This is a genomic window from Marinifilum sp. D714 (genome assembly GCF_030851345.1).
Lineage (GTDB): Bacteria > Bacteroidota > Bacteroidia > Bacteroidales > Marinifilaceae > Marinifilum.
Genome location: NZ_JALPNU010000018.1, coordinates 1 through 23282, shown reverse-complemented (window position 1 = coordinate 23282; position 23282 = coordinate 1). Strand labels below are relative to the sequence as shown.

Sequence of the window (23282 nt, the reverse complement as noted above, 5' to 3'; positions counted from 1 at the left end):
CTATCGCAACTTAGTTCTAATTGATTTGATAAATGATTCTACTTCGCTATAAGATACTGTTTTGTGAGCAAAATACTCCAAAGCTTGTCTCTTTTCCTCATAATCGGCTTTCAATGCATTTAAAAGATTCGATAAATGCATTTTCATATGTCCATATTGTATCCCTGTTGTAACCAAGGACCTTAAGGCGCCAAAATTATTCGCCAATCCAGCTGTAGCCGTAATCATCATTAACTCTTTTGCGGATGGTTTTCCAAGTAATTCCAAACCAAATTTAGCCAAAGGATGTAAACTTGTAAGTCCACCAACCGTTCCTAATGAAAGAGGTATAGTTAGTTTGTATTTAAATCGATTATTTGAAACAGAAGCATGGGTAAGGCTTTTGTATTTACCTGATTTTGCTGCCCAAACATGACCGTTAGCTTCAATTGCTCTGAAATCATTCCCGGTTGCTAATGCCACAGCATCAATTCCATTAAATATTCCTTTATTGTGCGTTGCAGCTCTAAAAACATCCACTTCAGCAATTTTTGAAGCCTTTGAAAATTTCTCAGCAAACTCTCTTCCACTCATTCCTGGCTCAATATTATCAAGCTCCTGTATATCACACTCCACCCAACTTTCAACCAAACAATCTGGGGTGTAATTGGATAAGATGGACATGATAATTTCACATTCACGCTCAATATCTTCTAGCCCCTGATAATATCTAAAGAATTTCTTCATGGTCTGCGCCATCTGTTCAAGGCATGAATTTATAAAGTTCGCTCCCATGGAATCTACAGTATCAAAATCAACATGCAATTGGTAATAATTTTCCATCTCATGCGATAAATCTACCAATCGTATACTTTGAATACCTCCTCCACGCTGGCGCATATTTCGCGTCAACTCCTTTGTTGTACGATAGAGTTCATATTTCAACTCAGGCAATAAGTCTAACAACCTTACTTTTTCACCTTTCCACAAGAAATGCACCTGACCAGACTTTACCACCGAAATAACTCTTGCATGAAAACCTCCATGATTTGCCCAAAACTTGGCAGATCGAGAAGCAGCAGCAATTACAGAACTCTCCTCAATAACCATAGGAATATGATACAAATTCTTATTAATCAGAAAATTTGGCGCAACACCAAAAGGCAAATAAAAATTAGAAAGTGTATTTTCGCTTATCTCATCCAACAGATCTTGTTGTTCCTTATTCTGTAGTCGAAAACTATCTAGCTTTGATTTGATCTTATCAGCACTATCCGTAAGAGCAGCTACTTTTTCTTCGCGAGATAATTTTGAAAAACCTGATATTATCGATTTTCGCTTCATAAATTAATATTTAATTCCTGCAATAAAGGAAAATTCGGCAAATAATAAAATACTTACAGGTCCTAATTTACATTTTTTATTCAGCGAAGCCAAATCAGTGCAGAAAAATACCTACCTGGAATTACTTTAGTTTTAAAAATGCATTCGCGATTTTTAAACCTTCAACTTGAGATTGAATGTAATTTTGTAGATTGGAATATGAATCTTGTGCATATTTTAATAATTCTGAGGCTTGACCATATATGGCAGGTAGTTTACTTTTCTCAGTTAAAAAATAACCATCAATAAAACTATGAATCCCACCTGAGATAATTAGTTCATTGCATTTTATTTGCTTGTTACTCTCAACAATGGTATTGGTCCAATCCACCATCTGATCAGCAGTATGACCAATTTTTGCCAAAGGATCATACAATTGTATCTGATTATCAGGATTTCTCATCATTTCAATCTTGGCAAAATTGGTTCCTCCAAACGCACCAAATTCAATAGCTTGCAAAGGCAATTGTAAAAGTTGATTTAAACTATCAGGTCCAAATCCTTGTCCAACTTCCTTTACAATCACTGGGTAATCAGCATGTTTTAGCAAATCCATTATGGTTTGTATCGGTGATCTTAAAATTAAATCACCCTCAGGTTGAAGCCATTCTTGCATCGGATTTACATGAATGATTATGCCATCTGCCTGAAGTTTTGCAACCAGATTAGAAATTTTAGATAGTTCATTATTTTGTATCAACTCCTCAAGTTGACAAATGCCTAAGTTAGCATATAATGGCAATTCGGGTCCCATTATATGTCTTACATTGAAATCTGCAAGATATTTATCATCCTCCAACAACAACCTACAAGATCCTAATCCCATTCCCATACCAAATTCAGCACAAGCTTTTGCCAGATTGGAATTGATTTTTCCTGCAAGCTTAGTGCCTCCTGTCATACTCGAAACCCAAATTGGTGTGCGAATTTCCTTTCCCAAAAAAGTAAACGGTTTCAGTTCCTTTTGGGGATGAGCATTTAAGAATGGTTCATAGTAAAACCTATCATCAACAAAACTTTTTTCAATTTGAGAGCGAAATGCCAATTCTATATGATCCTTTTTTCTATCGGTCATTATTTGTTAAATATTATAGTTGTTAATCCTATCGATATTGTTCACCCTACCGAATCTTAGTTATACTAAGTTAACACATAATTTTATATATCAATTAAAGGTAAATCTACACAAAATTAACTCAAATATAAATCTATTTTGAATCATTCTTAATAATACACAAACCAAAACCTTCCTTTCTGTCTGATTTTAAGAAGATTAACTCCACCTTTCTAAACTTGACAGTTTTGGCACTAGGATCATATTTAAAGTTGTCATAATTTTACCTTTCGATGTAAAGACTTATCGCTATGGAACTAGAAATTTGGCATTTATGGATGCTACTGTCAATAGGTTTGTTTGTTGTTGAAATTGTTACTTCCACATTTTCATCTCTGTGCTTTGGCATTGGTTCACTTAGTGCTGGAGTAATTGCTTACGCTAATTTCTCCATCTCGATTCAATTGGTGGTATTCATAACCCTTTCTATAATCAGTCTACTGATTCTTAAGCCATTTCTCAAGCAAAAATTAATCAGTAAAAAAGGAGTCCACCTTTCTATCGATACAGATTATATTGGAAGAGAAGCTTATGTTATGGAAGAAATTAATCCACATAAGAAAAAAGGAAAGGTCATTATTGCAGGAACAGGTAAAAAAGCCACAACCACATCTGGAGAAATAATTCCTGAAGGTGCTTTTGTTGAAATATTAGATTCAAGCGAAATAGAATTAACCGTAAAAGAAATATAAAAACTAATCCTAAAACCAAAGGCTTGAACAATTCAGGCTAATATATTCATCTCTCCGCTTAAATACATTAAAATGCAATTATACATGTCGGTTCAATTTTCACAATTGTTTTTTAGTTAAGGAGAGATGAAATCTACTTAAATCATCTATACCTCTGAACTTTGGGATCGACTTCCACTGACCAGCGGTCGATTCCACCTTTTAAATTATAAACTCGGGAGAATCCATTTTTTCGAAGATAATTCATAACCTGTTTGCTACGCACTCCCATGTGACAAAACACAACCAAATCTTTGTCTTTTGGTAACTCATCTATTTTTGCTGGAATTTCACCCATTGGTATATGTCTGGCACTTTCGATGTGACAGATTTTAACTTCAACTGGTTCACGAACATCTATCATCATCATATCTCTTCTCTTCTCCATCTCCTGAATTATTTCAAGAGGAGTAAATTCGTTTTTCTTTACATGGTCATATTTAAATTTCATACTCACAAAATTCTAATTTAATGCTTAATACAAATATAATAAGATCAAAAAAAGGAAGCTAAAAAACTCCCTTCTCAAACTTCATGCATTCATCTTTGTAAAAATTAATCTTGCGGTTGCATATGTCTCACATGCTCACATGCAGCATCAATTTCATTTGTAAATTCATCATAATCAATCTGCATACCATTTACATATGTGCTCCAACCAGATGTAGCCTTGGCAAAATGAACTGCCTCTTCAATTTCTTCATCTGTAGCTCCAAATAGTCGAGCCATTTCGGTATGAAAATATGCACAATATTTGCATTTGGTTACTGCAGCTATTGATAAACCTATTAACTCACGATTTTTTGTTTCAATAGCTCCATCTTCAAGTTGTAACTTTTTAAAAAGGTTCCACTCTAATTCCAAAGTATTATCTGGAATTAGCTTAAACATTGTTGGAACTAGTCCAAATGTCTGTTCAATTTCTTCATAAATCTTCTTCCTCTTCATATCCTTCTCCATTTCCAAATTATGCTTAAATTAAGTAATTCAGCTATGGAAGTCAACCTTTTGACACATTCTAAATAGCAAACAATTGCAAAGTGCTATTTTCAATCCCATATACTTTAACATTAATGCTTACTATTAATTGTCTAAAGTATAGCATTTATCAACGAACATACTTTAATTTCATCCTGCAAATCATAAAATAACATTCAACTTTTGTTGTGGAAACGCTCTATTTAGATTTGGTAAAAATCAATTACACGTCATTTACCCATGCACAAATATTTATTTAAAGTTTGTAACCTTTCTTCCTTATTTCTTGTCTGATAAACTACATAAATCGAGTAAACAAGTAAGTTCATCGAATAATGAGTATAAGTCATGATAAAACTTAGCATAAATTGTAAATTTGATAGGCAGTTTCAATTAATTATGCGTATCAATCACACCACCAACAAGATTCACTAATTGAAGGCTACCCATGCAAATTAAAATAGACTCTTTGAGTAAAATTTATCCTAATGGAAAAAAAGCTCTTGACAATATCAATTTAGAAATTGGCAACGGCATGTTTGGCCTATTAGGTCCCAACGGTGCTGGTAAATCCAGTTTAATGAGAATATTAGTCACCCTAATGCAAGCTTCGGAAGGCAATGTGTATTACGATGAATACGACCTTGTTAAAGACCGAAAGGAAATTAGGAACATGCTTGGATACTTGCCACAGGATTTTCGATTTTTCACAAAATTAAAAACCTGGGAATTTCTAGACTATGCCGCATCATTAGCTGGAATTAGAAGCAAAAAAGTAAGAAGAGAAAAGGTAGATGAGTGGCTCGAAAAAGTGGGGCTGTTTGATGTAAGAGAACGTGATGCAAACAAACTCTCCGGAGGAATGAAAAGAAGATTGGGTATTGCCCAAACTTTAATTGGCGATCCTAAAATCATCATTGTTGATGAACCAACAACAGGCCTTGATCCAGAAGAACGAATCCGTTTCAGAAATATATTATCCGAAATTAGTCAGAAAGATGTTATCATCATTCTCTCCACACATATCGTAGGCGATATTTCAAGTGTTTGTAACAATTTGGCTCTTTTAAATACCGGAAAACTTGCCTTTAATGGTTCTCCACAGGAATTAATCGAACAAGCAAAAGGACATGTTTGGCAAGTAAATACTTCGGGTTATGAATACGATCTAATCAAAGAACAGTACGCTGTGGTGTCAACTATTCCAACCAAAGATGGATGGGAGGTTCAGTTAATTGGTGATGGCAGTAATTTTAAAAATGCCATCGAACTAGAACCCAACCTTGAACATGCCTATGTGTATTTTATGGAAAAATCAGCCACATTAATTTAGAATTTACATGCTTTCTCTACACACCATACAATCCGTAGCCAAATACGAAACCAAAACATTGCTTCGTTCATGGTTCTTTAGAATTTTCGCCATAATGGCTATCCTTTTTATAGGAGGTTTTAATATTGCAGCTTTTGTTGAAGGCAGCAATGCTCCTTGGATTTACCGGGCCTTACCTGCTGCAATTCCTTACGCCAACCTTATTATTCTTAATCTTGGACAAGCCATTGTTGCAGTTTTTTTAGCATCAGAATTTTTAAAACAAGACAGTAAAAATGATACTGTTGAAGTGATTTATGCCCGCTCAATGACCAATAGCGAATACATTTTAGGCAAATCCCTTGGCATCATCATGGTGTTTGTAATTCTGAATGTAATCATGCTGCTTATGGGGATCGGTTTTTCCTTTCTAAGTAACGAATCATCGCAAAGTATTTGGGTACTTTTATATTACCCTCTTTTAATATCAATACCCACACTTGTTTACATATTGGGATTGGCTTTCTTCATGATGATTTTACTAAAGAATCAAGCCATTACATTTATTGTTTTATTGGGTTATATAGCTTTAACCATCTTTTATTTAAACACAAAAGTTTACCAAATATTCGATTATATCGCCTACCAGATTCCCATGATGAATTCAACAATAGGCGGATTTGGAAACATATTTGAAGTGGCGATTCACAGAGGAATCTATCTGTTTTTAGGAATTGGTTTGATTCTATTTACCATTTGGAAACTACCACGTCTTCCTCAATCGAAAAGATTGGTTTCCTTACCTATTTATTTGGCACTAATAAGTTTTGCCATAGCAGGAGGCCTAAGCTATAAATATCTGGATATTAAGATAGGAAGTGAAAAATACAGAGACAAGCTGATTTCAATAAACAACCAGTATGTTGATTACGCAAAACTTGAAGTTAGCAAGTGTAACTTACACCTAACGCACCTTGGTGATAAAATTCAAGCTTCAGCAAAAATCATAGCCAAAAACAATTCTAAGCAAAGTATAGATACGCTAATATTTAGTTTAAACCCACAACTTAAAATCAACTCTGTATCAATCGAGAACAAGCCTGTTCAATTTATTCGAAACGAACAATTAATAAAAATTGTTCCGAAGAACAAAATTGCGATAAACAAAGACCTTAACATTCAATTCGATTATGCAGGTAAAATTGATGAAAGAACACACTTTTTGGATTCTGATCCTAACTTGATAAGGGACAACTTTACCGCAGAGATGTTCAGAATTAGAAAAAGATATTCATACCTAAAAGATGATTTTGTTTGCCTTACAAGCGAAGCACTTTGGTACCCAATTTCAGGAGTGGGTTATTCTTCTCTTTATCCAAGTTTATATTCTCCTGATTTTGCAGAATTCAAACTACATGTAAAGACTCAGAAAAACTTAACAGCAGTATCGCAAGGCAAGCCAAGCAAAACAAATGCTGGTGAATTTTCTTTTGAACCTGAATATGCTTTACCTCAGATCAGTTTATTAATAGGCGATTATCAAAAACAAAGTATTGATGTTGATTCGGTTGAATATTCAATTTATTCAATCAAGGGAAATCAGTTTTTCCTAAAGCACTTTGATGTCATTCAAGATAGTCTTCCATCTTTAATACGAGAGCTTAAAAATGAGTATGAAACTTCACATGGTTACTCCTATCCTTTTAAAAGATTGTCAATGGCCGAAGTACCAATTCAATTCTCGCTAGACAAACACAATTGGTCAATTGCCAGCAATGCCATACAGCCTGAAATTATTTTCTATCCTGAAAAGGGAGTTGTAATGGAAGAAACTGATTTTAAAAATCGCAGAAAGCGCTTTGAGAGACGAATGAAAAGGGATAATGAAGAAGTTTCTGAAGAAGAACTACAGGCGCGAATTTTTAAACGCTTCATTCGTGGTAATTTAATGCCATCACCAAATGAGTGGTATCAATTCGACCATGTTGATAGAAATACATTCTCTATTTTCCCAAATTACTTTTCTTATTCATCTGGTATATCATCGAAAGAAATACCTGCATTAAATACAGCATTAGGGGTTTATATCAAGGAAAATAACGAAGTATCACAAAACTTCTCACGTTGGCGCTGGCAAGGAATCAGCAAAGCCGAAAGAATTAATCTACTTCTTAAGAATTCTTCGCTTAAAGATATTGCTGATATAAAAATTCCTAAGGCAGATGATTTAGATGATCAAATCATATTAAACGATATTTTAAGAGTAAAAGGCAAGCATTTGTTCTCTCTTTTTAAAGCCAGATATGGCGAAGATAAATTCAACAAGGTGCTTAAAGAATTTATTGAATCAAATCGTCACCAAAAGTTCGATTTCTCTCAATTCGATAGCCTTTTGTTGGCCAACTTTAATTCATCTGTAAAATCGGAAATTGAAGATTGGTACACCACGACCAAATTGCCTGGCTTTTTATTAAAAGATCTTCAAACCTACAAGGTTAAAGATGGTGATCATATCAAATATCAAATTCGATTTAAAATTTCGAATCCAGAATCGGTTGATGGAATTGTAAGCGTTATTATTGAAACTGGTGGACAAAATAACCGATTCAGAAGAAGAGGAGGAGGAAACAAAAAACCTGATTTCACAAAATCCATATTTATTCCTGCTCATTCTGCTAAGGAAGTGGGCTTTGTATTTCCATCAGAACCAGGCAGAATGAATGTCTTCACTCACCTTTCTGAAAATCTTCCGAACAGTCTGGTTTATGATTTTAGCTCATTTGCCGAAACCAAAAGAAGCAAGTTCTTTAATGAGACCCAGGAGTGTGACTTATTTGAAGGTGTTTTAGATGCCAATGAATTTGTTGTTGATAATGAAGACAAAGGGTTTGAATACATTCAGGTTTCTAACAAGAGCCAATTAAAACAATGGGTTGATAGCCGAAGAGATGATATTGAAGAATATGCAAGGTTAAGAACCTGGAATCCACCAAATGAGTGGAAAAATGTACTAAGATCGGGCTTCTTTGGGAAGTATGTACGCTCAGCATTTTTTACAAAAACAGGTACTGGAGACAGAAGTGCCAGTTGGAAACCTGAATTAAAAAAACCTGGGTACTACGATGTGTTCTGTCACGTGAATAAGATTGAGCAATATTGGGGCCGAAGAAAAAAAACAAAAACCGATTACAACTTTAAGATCTATCATGAAGATGGATTTGAGGAGGTGAATAAATCCGATCAAGAACTGGAAAATGGTTGGAACTATTTGGGCAGTTACTATATCACTCCCGAAACCGCAAAAGTTGAATTAAATAACAAATCGGTTGGTGCATACTTATTCGCCGACGCAATTAAATGGGTAGAAAACAAATAGACAAACAATATAATAGCATGATTCTTAACAAGCTTACATTAAAAACATTCGCTTTAACAGGATTTTTATTCATCGGTTCGTTTTATGCTTCAGCACAAAAGGAACTCACTTTGGATGAAGCCCTTTTAATAGCGTTCGATAACAGTCCTGACATTATAAAATCAAGAATTAGTATGCAACAGGAAAAGGAACGATTGAATGCTCAATTGGCATCTTTGCGTTCTCGATTCTCATTTGATGTTACGCCAATTTCATACGAAAAAACCGAATCGTACAACGAGTATTTCTCTACTTGGAATACCTCAGAAAATAAAGGTGCCAGTGGAACTTTTACAGTTTCGCAGCCTATTAAACTAACCAATGGTAAACTTTCTCTTATGAATGAGTTTGGCTATCAGGACAATTCTTCGAAGGCAAGCAATTCTGAATATTCTGGCTACAACAACTACTTGTACATGAAATATGATCAACCAATCTTTACCTTCAATAAAACCAAAATGGACCTGACTCGAAACGAGTTGAATTTGGAAAATGCAACACTTTCCTACTCTATTCAAATGTTAGATATCGAGCGTCAGGTAAATCAGGCTTTTTACACCATTTATCAGAAGCAAATGGCATTAAAAATTTCTGAAGAGGAGTATGAAAATCAGAAGGTAAGTAAGGAAATCATTGTCAGCAAGGTAGAAGGTGGACTCTCAGCCAAAGAAGAATTGTACCAAGCCGAGTTGAATCTTGCAACTAGCAAATCAACTCTTGACAACAACAGAGTTGCACTGGAAAATGCCAAAGATGAATTTAAACTGCTATTAGGAATTTCTCTTTACGAAGATATAAGCGTATCCACAGACATTCAATATGTCCCAGTAATTGTAGATCTTGAAAAAGCCATTCAGAATGGATTAACTCAAAGATTGGAACTTACCAAAAGAGAAATTGATCTGAACAAGGCAAAATTCGATTTGATTGAGACCTCAGCAATCAATGAATTTAAAGGTAATATCAGCCTTTCGATGGGGATAATGGGAAACAATAAGAGACTAACTGATGTTTATGACAAACCAACCAAAAGCCCACGTGTTGGTGTTACTTTCTCTATTCCAATTTTTGATTGGGGGGAAAGAAGAGCAAGAATCAGAGCTGCAGAATTGGAAGTGGAAAGTAGACAGATCGATAAAAACAGTTTGAAAGACGATATTACCATCAACATCAGAAAAACTTATCGCAACCTGCAGAACCTGATACAAAGAATCGAAATTGAAAAACAAAACGAGAAAAATGCTCAACTAACCTACGAAATCAATCTGGAACGATACCGTAACGGTGATCTTACCAGTATTGATCTTGAGCGATTCCAGAATCAGCTTTCTGAGAAAAAAATGAATCTTGCTAACTCTTTAATTAACTACAAATTGGAATTATTGAATCTAAAAATTCAATCACTTTGGGATTTCGAAAAAGATCAATCATTTGTACCACTGGAGTTACAAGAGAACTTGAGAATGGACTAATTTAAAAATCAATACAAACACAAAATATAATGGCCTTAACAATGAAACGACTTTCACTTTTACTTTTGGGAGCTACCCTTTTCGCTTCTTGCGATGATAAAAAAGCTGATTTAAATAAAGATATCGCAATTCAGGTATCCGTAAAGGAAATTGCACCTAAAAGCATCGAAAAATACATCAGTACAACAGGTACAGTAGAACCAATCAAAACGGTTGAATTAAAATCGGAAGTTGCCGGTAAATACCAGCTTCAAACCAATCCACGTACCGGAAGAAAATTCCAATTGGGAGATTACGTAAAAGAAGGAACTGTTGTAATTCAGCTTGAAGACAAGGAATATGAAAATAATATCAAAATCAAATCCTTAGAGCTACGATTGGAAATTTCGAAGCAGACTTTCGAAAAGCAGCAGTCGCTTTACAAAAAAGGAGGTGTAACCCTTTCGGAATTAAAGAATGCTGAAATTGAATTGATTAATGCCAAATATTCATATGAGGATGCAATATTCCGATTGGAGAAACTAAAGGTAAAAGCTCCTTTTTCAGGAACGATTACCAATCTTAACTATTATACCGAAAACACAAGGATTGAAGCAGCTTCTCCAGTTCTAAGTATGATGGATTATAGCAAACTTCACATGGAAATTAATCTTGCCGAGAAAAACATTTCCATGATTAAAACTGGTCAGCCGGTTAATATCGTGAACTATACCATTCCTGGCGATACTTTAAATGGAGTACTTGCTCAACTTTCACCAGCCATTGATGCCGAAACACGTTCGTTCAAGGCGGTAATTAACATCAACAACTCAAAACTATTGTTGCGCCCCGGGATGTTTGCCAAGGGAGAAATTGTGGTTGCCAAGGCCGATTCTGCACTTGTAATTCCTAAAAATGTAATTCTAAACAAACAAAAAGGTAATGTTGTCTTTGTTGTTCACAAAGGACTGGCAGAAGAGCGTGTAATTGAATTTGGCTTAGAAAACCCTAATGAAGTGCAAATTGTTTCAGGATTGGAAAAGAAAGATCGATTGGTTGTTAAAGGTTTTGAAACGCTTCGAAATCGTTCAAAAATTAAGATTGTAAAGTAATTCCACATGAAGAAAATAACTCAATTTTCAGTTAATTACCCGGTAACTGTGTCCATGATTGTATTGGCCATTTTACTATTAGGCTACGTTTCGCTGGGTAAACTGAGTGTAGATCTGTTTCCGGAAATGAATGCGCCGCGCATTTTTGTGGAAATAAAAGCAGGTGAACGACCTCCTGAAGAGATAGAAAAGCAATTCATTGAAAGCATAGAATCCCAGGCTATCAGGCAGAAGGGCGTAAGTCAGGTATCATCGGTTTGTATGGTTGGTTCGGCTCGCGTTACCGTTGAATATACCTGGGGAAGCGATATGGATGAAGCTTTTCTCGATCTGCAAAAGGCTTTAACAACATACTCTCAAAATTCTGAGTTGGACGATTTCACAATCACCCAACACGATCCAAACGCATCTCCTATTCTAATTATGGGAATGCTTCATCCTGAAATAAAAGACATGGATGAGCTTCGTAAGATTGGTGAAAATTACATCCGAAATGAGTTGATCAGATTGGAAGGTATTGCTGAAGTTGAGCTAACTGGTGCACTTGAAAAAGAAATTCGAATTGAAACCAACCAATATCTTTTAGATGCTCATGATCTGACTGTTGATCAAATTGTTCAGAAAATTCAAAGTTTGAATCGAAATGTATCGGGCGGAAGCATCGTTGAAATGGGTACCAAGTACATTATTAAAGGTGCTGGTTTGATTCGTGATATTGAGGAAATAGAAAATGTAATTGTTGGTACCAAAAACCTGCAAACAAACCTTCCAACTCAAGCCGGTACAAATCAGGGCAACCAAGTTCCTGTAAAAAACAAAGTGCCAATTCGATTGAAAGATGTGGCACAGGTAAAGTTTGTTCCTAAACAAGCTCAAAATATTGTTCGAATAAATGGTGAACGCTGCGTAGGATTGTCTATTTACAAAGAAACCGGATCGAATACAGTAAAAGCTGTAGAAGATTTCGATACCGCAATGGAATCCATTAAAAAAGCTTTACCGGGATATCAATTTATCATTGTACAAAATCAGGGTCAGTTTATACAAAAAGCCATCGATGAAGTGGAAGAAACAGCTCTTCTTGGAGTTTTGATAGCGATTTTTGTATTGTTCATTTTCCTTCGCAGGTTTAAAGTTACAGCTATTGTAAGTTTCGCAATACCAGTTTCTATTATTGCCACCTTCAACCTGATGTACTTTAATGGACTTAGTCTGAACATTATGACCTTGGGTGGATTGGCACTTGGTGCAGGAATGTTGGTAGACAATGCCATTGTTGTGATTGAGAATATCTTCAGAAAAATGGAGCTTGGCTTATCGGTGAAAGATGCAGCCATTGAAGGAACCTCCGAGGTAGGTGGAGCCATTGTTGCTTCCACCCTAACCACCATTGTAGTATTTCTTCCTATTGTATATCTGCATGGTGCTTCCGGTGCTTTGTTCAAAGATCAGGCCTGGACTGTTGCGTTCTCATTAATCGCTTCACTTTTTGTAGCCATTCTATTTATTCCAATGCTTTTTAACTATGCCTACAAGGGAAGCAAGAAAAAGGTCCAGTTTAAATCTGTTAAGATTGGATGGTATGGCGATTTATTAGGAAATCTTTTAAATAAAAGAGGACTTGTAATGATTAGTGCTTGTGTTTTACTAATTGCAACCGGACTTATTCTACCAATGGTTGGTAATGAATATTTACCAAAAAGTGGTGTTGGTGAGTTTAGTTTAGATGTAAAGCTACAAGAAGGAACTCAACTGAAAAGAACTTCAAAAACGGTTGAAGCCATTGAATCGATGCTTTGGCAATCAATGGGCGATCAAATTGAAACGGTTTACAGCAAAATTGGTCCTGATACAGGAAGTGCAACTGACAAAGCTGTTTTCCAAAATGAGAATACTGCCAATATCAAAATCCGATTGAAGAAGGAATACATTTCTCTTTCCGAAGAGATTCTAAACAATGTTGGGACTTTAATCAGCAATGTTCCCAATGCCGAAATATCTATTGTTAGAGATGAAACCGCTTTACAATCGACAATTGGAACAGAAGATGCTCCTATTGAAGTTGAAGTAAAAGGAAAAGATATGGCAGTTTTAGAACGCTTATCGAATGAGATAAAGGAGAGTTTGATTTCAATTCCTGAATTGGCCAATGTGCAAACCAATATTGAAGAAGGAGCTCCTGAAGTTAATGTTGTGGTTGATCGCTATAAAGCTGGTATTTTCAACATGAGTACCGAAAGCATTGCGGGACAATTACAGGACATGCTCATGGGAAAACAAGCCGGCAAATACGAGCATGGTGGCGAAATGAGCGACATTACCGTTCAACTTCCCGAGATCAGCATCAACGAACTGAATTCTGTAATGCTTCAGAATGGCAATTCAGAAATTCCTCTTTACGAAGTTGCCCATATCGAAAAATCCTCATCGCCGAAACAAATGCTTCGCAGAAACCAAAACCGAATCGGAAAAATCAGTGCTGATATTCGTGGTGACATAGCATTCGACCAGGTGGTTGGAAAGATTAATGAGAAATTGGCAAATGTTGACTTGCCAACTGGTTACCAAATTGGATTAATTGGTGAAGAACAAAAAAGACAGGAAGCCATGTCGAACCTTAGCTTTGCCTTAATGCTTTCGGTAATTCTTGTGTATATGGTAATGGCATCTCAGTTTGAATCTTTAATTCATCCATTTACCATTTTACTTACCATTCCTTTGGCAGGTGTTGGAGCTGTTTGGGCTTTCTTCCTTCTCGGGATTCCTATGAACATTATGGCTTACATCGGAATTATCATGCTGGGAGGGATTGCGGTAAACGACTCCATAATTCTGGTAGATGCCATCAACCAGTTCAAGGAGCAAGGAAACTCATTACGCGATTCCATTATCATGGCTGGTGAGAATAGAATTCGACCAATTATCATGACCAGTGTAACAACCATTTTGGCTCTTCTTCCATTAACAATTGGATTTGGCGAAAGTGCTGCCCTTAGAGCTCCAATGGCTATTGCAGTAATTGCAGGTTTGATTACTTCTACCCTTCTTAGTTTGGTAGTAATTCCTTGTGTATACTTTGCCTTCGATAGAATTCAAAGTTTTATCACCAATTCAAGGGAAGAGAGAATTAAATATGTGAAAGAGTAAAATATTACAGATAAAGTCCCCCTTAAAAGGGGAATTTAGGGGGATGTCTGTCTCAAAACACTCCCCTTTGTCTCCTCTCAATAGGGGAATTGGAAGCTAAAATTTGAAATATATGAACTTCATTATAAAAAGAAAGGTTTTAATTGCCATGCTCTTCGCAGGATTAAGTATGCTGGGATATTTTTCCTACAAGCAGCTACCTGTCGAATTGATTCCCAATGCAAACCTTCCTATGCTCTTTGTTCAGGTTGGTACCGGTATCGAGGTGGATCCACGATATATGGAAAATCAGGCAATTATCCCTTTAGAAGGAGTTGCCGGAAGCCTTGAAGGAGTTGAGAAAATAGAATCAACTGCAGGACAGCAACGAGGAAGCATCCAAATTTCTTTTGAACAAGGCACAAACATCAAGTACGCCTATTTAAAACTTGCCGAAAAGGTGGAGGAAGTCAAAAAAGATCTTCCCCAGGAATTCCAGGTTCAGGTTTTAAAGTTTGATATGGAACAACTCAACAACATGTTCATGAACATTCAGGTTCGTGGAAGTGGAGGGGTTGACCGGGTGCGACAAATCACGGAAAATGATATCCTCGATAAAATCCAAAACATTGATGGCATTGCCAATGCTGCAATATTTGGTGGTCGTGAAAAATCAGTAGAAATATTGCTTCGCGATGACGTATGCAAGAGCTACGGCATTAGCCCTTCGGATGTTCGAACGGCACTGAATAACAATGGCAACATTCGACGTTTTGCAGGAAAAGTAATCGATAAAGATCAACTGAATTTTGTAAATGTGGTCTCCCAGTTCTCTGATATCAACGAGCTACATGAGTTGGTTGTACAGGAAAAGGGAGATATCCGTTTAAAGGATATCGCTTACATTCATTACGGGGTAAAAACTCAAACTTCCTACAGTCGTGTGAATGGTAAGGAAGCGGTAACCCTGCAATTGACCCGCGATGCTCAGTCAAACATCATTGAATTATCGGAGGTCACCCTTGCCAAAATTGATGATCTAAACAAAGAACTAAAGACCAAAGATGTAGAAATGGTTGTTCAGCTAAACATGGCTGAAACCATGAAAACCAATATCGACTTAATTATCGAACTGGCCTTGGTAGGAGGTATTCTGGCAATATTTATCCTTTGGATTTTCTTAAAAAACTTGCGATTGGTAACAGCAATTGCTTTGGCAATTCCAATCTCGGTTTACACAGCCTTCAACTTCTTTTATGCCTACGGAATTAGTATCAATACACTAACGCTGTTGGGGATGGCCCTGGCCATAGGTATGCTCCTCGACAACAGCATTGTCGTCCTCGAGAACATTTACCGACTGGCTGCACAAAAGAAAGATGCAAATACGGCAGTAATTCAGGGAACCATGGAGGTTTGGCGCTCAATCTTCGCAGCAACCCTAACCACCATAACGGTATTCCTGCCATTCGTATTTTCATCCAATTTCCTAATCGGATTAATGGGCAAGCACATTGGTGTTTCCATAATCTCCACCCTATTGGTATCCTTGGTAGTGGCTTTGCTGTTGATCCCCATGATTACGCACAGCTTTTTAAAACGTAAAGGAAAATTTCAGGAGATAAACTTCGAGAATATCTCCTATCATAACCGATTGGTGCAGGTGTACCTGGTATTGCTAAAATCTTGCATGCGTCACCCGGGAAGAACAGTTTTAGGTGCTTTAGGTTTGTTCTTTATCACACTACTAATCAGTTTAGGACTAAGCTTTATTTCTACCGAAGAAACCGAAACGAAAGATCTGAATCTGTATGTCAACCTTCCGGGAGGTACGACTCTTGAAAATACCGATTTATTTGTTCAGCAAGTAGAAGAAAAATTAGCCTCACTTGAGGAAAAGAAAGACATCACCAGTCAGATTTACGAAGAGGAAGCCATGCTTACCATTAGCCTTGTGGATGATTATCGCGAAAAGCAAAATTTAAACATTCCTGGCATCAAGAAAAACATCATGGAACGCCTGGACGGATTGCCTCGCTCCTCTTTTAGCTGGGAACCTCCGGCACGAGGAAGAAGATTTGGTGGCGGCGGAGGCGATGGCTTCGGTGGCGACGATCCATTCATGGAAATGCTGGGAATCGGTAGTCAAAAAGAAAAGCTGATTATCAAAGGTCAGAATTTCGATAAGATGCTTGACCTTTCGGAAGATTTGGACTATTACCTCAATCAGCTTACCTCCATTAAGAATGTGAATGTACGCATTCCTTCCAAGCGACCTGAATTGGTTTTGGAATTGGACAAGCAGGTGATGGCCTTGTATGATATACCTGTAAACTCAGTTCTATCGGAGCTGAATTCTTTCCAAAAGGAATTCTCGAGTAATGTTGTGTTTAAGGAAGGAAACGAAGAGTACGATATCGTTATTAAAACCATTGGTGAAAATCCTGAAATCACTCGAAATGCGCAAGATCTGCGAAAGCTAACCGTTCGTGGAACTCAAGGGGCAGAATTCGAATTGGAAAACATCAGTAAATTCAACTTTACCGATGGATTGTCTACCATTAAGCGAACCAATCAGGAAAAACAATTGGTGGTTTCTTATGAATTTATCGATGAAGTAAACGATGATAAAGACCTTCTTACAGCTGCACGAGTAGAAATCGACGAAATAATTGGAGGAATGACCTTGCCTTCGGGACTGGCTGTTGAAATTGTTCACGAGGAAAACAGTTTGGGCGAATTCGGCTTCCTATTCCTAATGGCATTTATTCTTATTTTCATGATTTTGGCATCGGTTTTCGAATCGTTTAATATGCCAATTGTAATGATGTTCTCGATACCAATGGCTGCCATTGGTTCGTTGGTTGCACTAATACTTACCGGAACCTCATTGATGAATGCCAATGTGTTTACAGGTCTTATTATTTTGCTGGGAATTGTGGTAAACAACGGAATCATCATGATCGATTATTCCAATGTGCTTCAAAAACGAGGTTATCGACAATCCAGAGCCTTAATGATGGCTGGATTGGCTCGTATACGTCCAATTTTAATTACTGCAATTACCACCATTATTGCCTTAATGCCATTGGCACTGGGACGAGCTGAATATGTAACTCAAATTGGCGTTCCGTTTGCCATTACAGTAATTGGAGGCTTGAGCTTAAGTACCATTTTAACTTTGGTATTCATTCCAACGCTTTACACCGGCTTACAAAACAGCTTAAACTGGATGCGCAATCAACCAGTATGGATTAAAGTGATACAATTTGGCATTTGGATAGCCGGAGCCTATTTCATATACACCGAGGTTGACAGTAAAATCTGGCAAATCATCGATCTATTGGTACTTCTGCTATCGGTACCTGCCTGCATTTATTTTATTCAGGCAAGTTTGCGCAAAGCCAACGAAGAGCTTATTGCTGCCGATGACGAATTGCAAATCCAGATCCGAAATCTTGTTAAAATATACGATTGGGATGGCAGATTTATGCGTGAATGGAAGTCGGGATTAAAAATAAGAGAACGTTTGGGATTAAAACACTCTTACACCCGCTTGCGCGATTTCTTGACCCTGATATGGCAGTTGCCACTAATCGCCTTCATGATTTATTTTATCTATTTCCATTTACAGAGCAAATTTTGGTTGATTCTACTATCCATCAATTTTCAAATTATGCTTTTGTATTTCATGGCGCCAATTATGGAGTACAAAAAACACTTAGTGGAAAAGGGCAAAAGCAAATTGGGCAGAATTGTAATCAACCTGTTCCATAAATTCATTTACTGGATTTTCCCATTGACTGTATTGGCTTATTTCAATAGCAAATACGAATTAATCGGATTGACCATTCCGGTTGCGGTACTGTGGTATTTTGCCTTGCTGATTAAGAAAACATCAGACAAAATTTATCGCGAAAAGATCAACATCAACCGCTTAACAGGAAGATTTAAAGGAATCCGCAAGTTTTTCTACCGATTCGTATTGATTATCCCAATCATCGGGAAACAGAAAGTTCCTTTCAAAGCAGTAAAGAGCGTTTCTTTCGACATTGGCAATGGTATGTTTGGCTTGTTGGGACCTAACGGTGCAGGTAAATCAACCCTAATGCGTATTGTTTGTGGAATACTGGAACAGAGTTACGGACAAATCACCATTAATGGCATTGACGTACGTGAAAAACGCGAAGAACTGCAAGGATTGATCGGTTACCTTCCTCAGGAATTTGGCATGTACGAGAACATGACCGCCTGGGATTTTCTGAACTACATGGCCATCCTGAAAAAGATTCACAATACCGAAATACGTACAGAGCGTGTTCGATACGTACTGGATGCAGTGCACATGCTCAAGAACAAAGATGAGAAAATTGGATCCTTCTCGGGTGGTATGAAACAGAGAATTGGGATTGCTCAAATCTTGCTTCACCTCCCAAGAATTCTTGTGGTAGATGAGCCAACAGCAGGTCTTGATCCTCGCGAACGAATCCGCTTCAGAAACCTTTTGGTAGAGTTGAGCAAGAAACGAATTGTAATCTTCTCTACTCATATTATTGAGGATGTAGCAAGTTCGTGTAACCGAGTGGCTGTAATGAAAAAAGGAGAATTGAAATATCTTGGTGAACCGGTTCACATGGCAGGAATTGCCAATGAAAAGGTTTGGATGTTGAAGATTTCGCCTGAAGAATTTGAACAGTTTAAGAAAGCACACGTGATTATTCATCACATGCGTGATAACGATCATATTCGGGTAAGATGCCTATCGGATGAAGATCCGGGATACGGAGCGGTTAACACCAAAGCAAATCTCGAAGATGCATATTTGTGCTTGCTGAATGATACCAGCGAGCAAAAAATAACCATGATGAATGTATAGAAATAAGCTCACAGCTGTCGGCTTTCAGCATTCAGTCTTATTTGAATATACACAGTAAATAAACTTGAGCATATAAATCATTTATATGAAAGCAATAGAACAAATAAAACTCATAACCGACTTTGTTCGCTACAATGTGAAAATCATATTTGCGAATAAATTCATCTATTTTCTGATAGCAGCCTTCGCCTTCTTTTTTATGGTGATGGGCATCATGCTATTTACAGATTCTAGTCCCGATGAGTCGGATATTTACACGAGCTTAATTTTCCCGGGAATATTGATCCTCTTTTATCCGGTAATCTATATCATTCAAAGCGATAAGGACACCCGAATGCTCGAAATTCTATTCGGAATTCCCAATTACCGATACAAAGTTTACCTGGTTCGTTTTGCATTAAGCGTTCTCTTACTGGTATCACTAATGTTTTTAATGTCGTGGTTAACGGTATTTCTGGTAATCAAGATTGATGTATTTCATATGGTTTACGAGCTGATGTATTGCCTGCTATTTTTGGCAAGTTTGGCATTTTTGCTCACCACTTTAATTAAAAATGCAAGTGGAGCAGCCGTAGTCATGGTGGTTTTAGGATTGGTATTTCTGATACTGGCCGAGCCTTTACAATACAGCAAGTGGAACATCTTTCTAAACCCTTTTAACGTTCCGGGCGACATGAGTTACACCATTTGGCAAAATGTATTGTATCAAAATAGAATGATGCTAATTATTGGTTCGCTGATTACCATTCTGTGGAGCTTAATCAACCTACAACGCAGAGAAAAGTTCGTATAAACAATAAACAGTTATCAGTAAACAGTTATCGGTTCATAGCTGCAAGTTTAAAGCATTAAATACCCGGGGGAAATGAGTAAAACGATTCTCGCCCCGGGGTAATAATTCTTCCAATTCATTGTCGCACTCAGCTCTGCTATTTATTCCTAAATAGTCTTTGCGACAATCTTGAACACAGTTCAGAAATATTTCCACAGAAATATCTAAAGTTTTCAACATCTTTTTTGCCAGTATTTTCGGTACTTTCAGCTCGCTTTTATTATTTTTCAACTATATTTTATAGTTTTTAAACTGTATTTATAGTTGTAAAACTAGATTTTATAGTTATATTTGATTAAAATATTTTGCGAAATGAAGAAGTTAACACAAAAAGAAGAGGAAATTATGAAGTTATTTTGGGCCGAAGGTCCGATGTTTGTAAAAGAACTTCAGAAAATCTTTCCCGATCAGAAATTACACTACAATACCCTATCGACCATGGTGAGAGCTTTGGAGGAAAAGTCATTCATCGCTCATGAGACCTTTGGAAAAACGCATCGTTACTATGCTGCCATTACCGAAGAAGATTATCACAAAAAAACCATGGGGAATGTGGTTAAAAAATACTTCGACAACTCATACAAAAGAGTAGTATCCATGTTTGTTGAAGAAGAGAAACTATCCATCGACGAGCTGAAAAGATTAATACAGGACATTGAAGACAATAAAGACAAATAATGCTGTTTAATTTTATTACATACATGATAAAAACAGGTATTGGTCTGGCATTTTTCTACTTTCTTTTCAAATTGTTATTGAGTAGAGATGGAAGACATGCCTACAAAAGGTTGGTACTTCTGCTATCGGTAGGTGCTGCATTTACAATACCGCTGCTGGCCAATATGATTCCCGCTAGCGAGATAAATTCTACCCAAATGGTAAAAGTTCGGGAATTTATTGAATTGCCATTGGTAGAAACTGGAATCAACGACAACACACCTCTCGAAACAACAGGCAAAATAAGCCATACACATCAAATAAATTGGTATGTGCTGATTTACCAATTGGTTCTGATTCTGCTGTTCCTGCGTTTCTTGCTATCCTACAAAAGCATTTTTAAATGGCTAAAACAAGCCAACATACAAGCCTATAAAAATTTACTACTGGCAATTGTACAAGATAACATAAAGGCATTCTCGTTTTGGAAATACATTGTACTCTCAAAACAAGATTACCAGAACAATAAAACTCCAATTCTTCTGCACGAAGAAGCTCACCTAAGGCTGCATCATTCATACGATGTAATCTTAATGGAACTGGTTTGTTTTCTGCAATGGTTCAATCCATTTGCATGGTTATTAAAAAAGGAGTTTAAACTGGTTCACGAATTTCAGGCCGATCAGGCCGTACTCAAATCTGGCATCGATGCAACACAATATCAACTGTTGATTTTGGAAAAAGCTGTAGGCAAAAGACGTTTTGCTTCAGCAAATCATTTCAAACAAGGTTCAATTTCAAAAAGAATTAAAATGATGAAAAAGAAACAATTTTTACGATGGAGCGTTGCAAAAACCCTACTCTTTTTACCTACAGGATTCCTGCTTTTACAAGCATTTGCCAATCCGAAAGTAAGTGAAAAGGTAAATACTCTGCCTGCGCTCATGATTCAGGCCAACGATAGTGATTCGTGGCTGAAAGAATGGCGATATGAAAATATCGAAAACCTAAATGCCGGCATTTTCTATGGCAAACAGCCTACACACAAACCCGATTTAAGCTGGAAGTTAAGCCCGATTAAACAAAGAAATGTTTTACAGGTATTGCAAAACAGACGTGGTGATATTCTTATAAACGGGCGATTGGTAGCCAAAAAAGATTTAAAAGCCATTGTAAAATCATTTATCAGTGGTAAAAACTATTGGAACAATGCCAATCCTGAAACGGCTGTAAGCCAATTGAGCAATAGCAAATCCGCAAAGGTAAACCAGCTTGCCATCAGTTATCAAATCTCCAGGGGCACACCAAAAGATGATGTTGCCAGTAGTATGCAATCCTTCGGGAAAGCTTACCTGGAGGTTCGATCAGAAAAAGCACAAAAGCTGTTCAACAAGGATTACTTTCAATTGTCGGATGCACAGCAACTGGAAATTGATGAAAGAGTTCCAATCCGCATTGCACCTTTTACAGCCGTTAAAACTTCTGCCAATGCAGTAGATATTCGAATTACCACGGAAGGAATCTTTATCGATCAGAAAAAATGTGCGCTAAGCCTTATTGAAGAGAGGGCAAAAGCTTTGGTACAAAACAAAAAACGATCGCTTGCCGAAATCCGGGTTCTCGATCCAACAATTAATAAGGAGACAATTGAAGAAATCAAAAGACAAGTCCGAAATGCGGGCATCAAAAGAATTAACTATTCCGGCGTAATGAGTGTAGTGGAAACTCCTGCCAAGTAGTTATAAATAATGCTGATAAAGAAAGCTCAATAAACTGAATTATTGAGCTTTCCTTTTATACATTAATAAGCATTTGCCTTCATTTTCTTTAGTTGGCGATTCCAACTGTACAAGCCTCCTTTTAGATGCGCCACCTTATGGAAGCCAATTTTGCGCAAGTAATTTCGCACCTGCTTGCTTCTAAATCCCAAATGGCAGAAAATAATGATATCCTTATCCTTAGACAGGGTAGGAATCTTATTTTGAATCTCACCCATCGGAATGTGAATGGAATTCTCGATCCCTTCTTTCGCCAATTCATGCGGCTCACGAATGTCAATCAGTAAAATATCCGCACCCTTTTCCAACTCCTCCATCAATTCTAAAGCGGTAAAACTTGTTTTGGGTCCATTATTATTATTTGTAAAAATACTCATATACAATAGTTTAATTAAATAGGGGAACAAAACTCTCGAAAGGCTCTGTTTTCGGCCTTTCTGAATAAGTACCAAATTAAAAAAAAATCACGAGCAAGCCATATGGAGCAGGAAGAGATGCCTCTGCTTTGGCTTATACAGATCAATTATAAAAAAAAAAA

The 23282-nt window shown here is 36.9% G+C and carries 15 protein-coding genes; 10 read left to right on the top strand and 5 right to left on the bottom strand.

Annotated elements, in window-relative coordinates; genetic code table 11:
- Positions 1 to 1323: a hydroxymethylglutaryl-CoA reductase, degradative gene (locus M0051_RS14745; protein WP_306742268.1), complete on the bottom strand. Its 1323-nt coding sequence runs from the start codon at positions 1321 to 1323 to the stop codon at positions 1 to 3.
- Positions 1324 to 1444: 121 nt separating this feature from the next.
- On the bottom strand, positions 1445 to 2437 hold the full coding sequence (locus M0051_RS14740) for an isopentenyl-diphosphate delta-isomerase (protein ID WP_306742267.1): 993 nt from the start codon (positions 2435 to 2437) through the stop codon (positions 1445 to 1447).
- A 290-nt stretch (positions 2438 to 2727) separates the two neighbouring features.
- Here M0051_RS14740 and M0051_RS14735 point away from each other — a divergent pair, with 290 nt between their 5' ends.
- Positions 2728 to 3168 (top strand): NfeD family protein, encoded by a 441-nt coding sequence (locus M0051_RS14735; RefSeq protein WP_306742266.1) that lies wholly within the window; start codon positions 2728 to 2730, stop codon positions 3166 to 3168.
- Positions 3169 to 3310: 142 nt separating this feature from the next.
- Here M0051_RS14735 and M0051_RS14730 read toward each other — a convergent pair whose 3' ends face one another.
- Positions 3311 to 3658, bottom strand: a complete 348-nt coding sequence (locus M0051_RS14730) for a rhodanese-like domain-containing protein (protein ID WP_306742265.1) — start codon at positions 3656 to 3658, stop codon at positions 3311 to 3313.
- Positions 3659 to 3762: 104 nt separating this feature from the next.
- On the bottom strand, positions 3763 to 4155 hold the full coding sequence (locus tag M0051_RS14725) for a carboxymuconolactone decarboxylase family protein (protein WP_306742264.1): 393 nt from the start codon (positions 4153 to 4155) through the stop codon (positions 3763 to 3765).
- A gap of 499 nt (positions 4156 to 4654) precedes the next feature.
- On the opposite strand from M0051_RS14725, the gene M0051_RS14720 reads away from it, so the two are divergent.
- The 9 genes from M0051_RS14720 (at position 4655) to M0051_RS14680 (ending at position 22705) form a co-directional block, all read left to right on the top strand.
- Complete coding sequence (locus tag M0051_RS14720) at positions 4655 to 5518, top strand: ABC transporter ATP-binding protein (protein ID WP_306742263.1); 864 nt, start codon at positions 4655 to 4657, stop codon at positions 5516 to 5518.
- Between the two features lie 7 nt (positions 5519 to 5525).
- Positions 5526 to 8873, top strand: coding sequence for a hypothetical protein (locus M0051_RS14715; RefSeq protein ID WP_306742262.1), 3348 nt, complete (start codon positions 5526 to 5528; stop codon positions 8871 to 8873).
- A gap of 17 nt (positions 8874 to 8890) precedes the next feature.
- A complete protein-coding gene (locus tag M0051_RS14710; protein ID WP_306742261.1) occupies positions 8891 to 10384 on the top strand; it encodes a TolC family protein in 1494 nt (497 codons plus the stop codon).
- A 41-nt stretch (positions 10385 to 10425) separates the two neighbouring features.
- Positions 10426 to 11475 (top strand): efflux RND transporter periplasmic adaptor subunit, encoded by a 1050-nt coding sequence (locus tag M0051_RS14705; protein WP_306742260.1) that lies wholly within the window; start codon positions 10426 to 10428, stop codon positions 11473 to 11475.
- A 6-nt stretch (positions 11476 to 11481) separates the two neighbouring features.
- Positions 11482 to 14622, top strand: coding sequence for an efflux RND transporter permease subunit (locus M0051_RS14700; protein WP_306742259.1), 3141 nt, complete (start codon positions 11482 to 11484; stop codon positions 14620 to 14622).
- 112 nt (positions 14623 to 14734) lie between these two features.
- A complete protein-coding gene (locus M0051_RS14695) occupies positions 14735 to 19477 on the top strand; it encodes an efflux RND transporter permease subunit (protein ID WP_306742258.1) in 4743 nt (1580 codons plus the stop codon).
- Between the two features lie 85 nt (positions 19478 to 19562).
- A complete protein-coding gene (locus tag M0051_RS14690; RefSeq protein WP_306742257.1) occupies positions 19563 to 20270 on the top strand; it encodes a hypothetical protein in 708 nt (235 codons plus the stop codon).
- A 351-nt stretch (positions 20271 to 20621) separates the two neighbouring features.
- Positions 20622 to 20987: a BlaI/MecI/CopY family transcriptional regulator gene (locus M0051_RS14685; protein ID WP_306742256.1), complete on the top strand. Its 366-nt coding sequence runs from the start codon at positions 20622 to 20624 to the stop codon at positions 20985 to 20987.
- Positions 20988 to 21010: 23 nt separating this feature from the next.
- Positions 21011 to 22705 (top strand): M56 family metallopeptidase, encoded by a 1695-nt coding sequence (locus tag M0051_RS14680; RefSeq protein ID WP_306742255.1) that lies wholly within the window; start codon positions 21011 to 21013, stop codon positions 22703 to 22705.
- Positions 22706 to 22767: 62 nt separating this feature from the next.
- Here M0051_RS14680 and M0051_RS14675 read toward each other — a convergent pair whose 3' ends face one another.
- Positions 22768 to 23121: a rhodanese-like domain-containing protein gene (locus tag M0051_RS14675; protein ID WP_306742254.1), complete on the bottom strand. Its 354-nt coding sequence runs from the start codon at positions 23119 to 23121 to the stop codon at positions 22768 to 22770.
- Positions 23122 to 23282: the final 161 nt, after the last annotated feature.